Annotated in this window: 1 protein-coding gene; it reads left to right on the top strand. The window is 43.7% G+C overall.

Annotation, left to right across the window (positions count from 1 at the left end):
• Positions 1-769, top strand: a 769-nt coding sequence (locus A3757_RS24400) for a CTP synthase (RefSeq protein WP_082872189.1), incomplete at its 5' end; no start/stop codon positions are given.
• Positions 770-826: the final 57 nt, after the last annotated feature.

Genomic DNA, 826 nt, shown 5'->3' with positions numbered 1-826 from the left:
AAACGAAGTAACCATTGCCATGGTAGGCAAGTACATGGAATTACTTGACGCTTATAAGTCTCTAATCGAGGCGCTTAAGCATGCAGGAATTCGTACGCGCACCAAGGTTAATATTGAGTATATTGATTCCGAGAGAATTATAGATGAAGGTACTGCCGTTCTAGAGTCAGTGGACGCAATTCTAGTGCCCGGTGGTTTTGGTAATCGTGGTGTTGAAGGTAAAATTCAGACAGTTAAGTTTGCGCGTGAAAACAAGGTTCCATATTTAGGTATTTGTTTAGGTATGCAGGTTGCTGTCATTGAATATGCTCGTCATGTCGCTGGTTTGGCTGATGCGCATAGTACTGAATTTGATAAAGGCTGCGAAAACCCGGTAGTAGGTTTGATCACTGAATGGAAAGATGCCAGCGGAGCTGTAGAGCAACGTGATGCGGGTTCAGACTTGGGCGGAACCATGCGCTTAGGTGCTCAGGAGTGTAATCTGGTTCAGGGTTCTAAGGCTTTCGAAAGTTATGGCAAGCCAGTGATCATTGAACGTCATCGTCACCGTTATGAAGTGAACAATAATATTCTGCCGCAATTAGAAGAGGCCGGTTTGATTGTTTCTGGTCGTTCAGCAGATAACTCATTAGTTGAAGTCGTTGAAGCACCGGATCATCCATGGTTTGTTGCCTGTCAGTTCCATCCGGAATTTACTTCAACGCCGCGAGACGGTCATGGTTTGTTTGAAGGTTTCATTTCTGCCGCATTCACAAATAAGTCTTCGTAAATAGAAGGGTATATAGATGAGTCAAAAAGTCATACAGGTCGGTGATGTAAAAATTTC

The sequence above is a fragment of the Oleiphilus sp. HI0117 genome, from assembly GCF_001635235.1.
The sequence above is the reverse complement of the archived record's forward strand: the minus strand, read 5'-3'. Positions and strand labels throughout refer to the sequence as shown.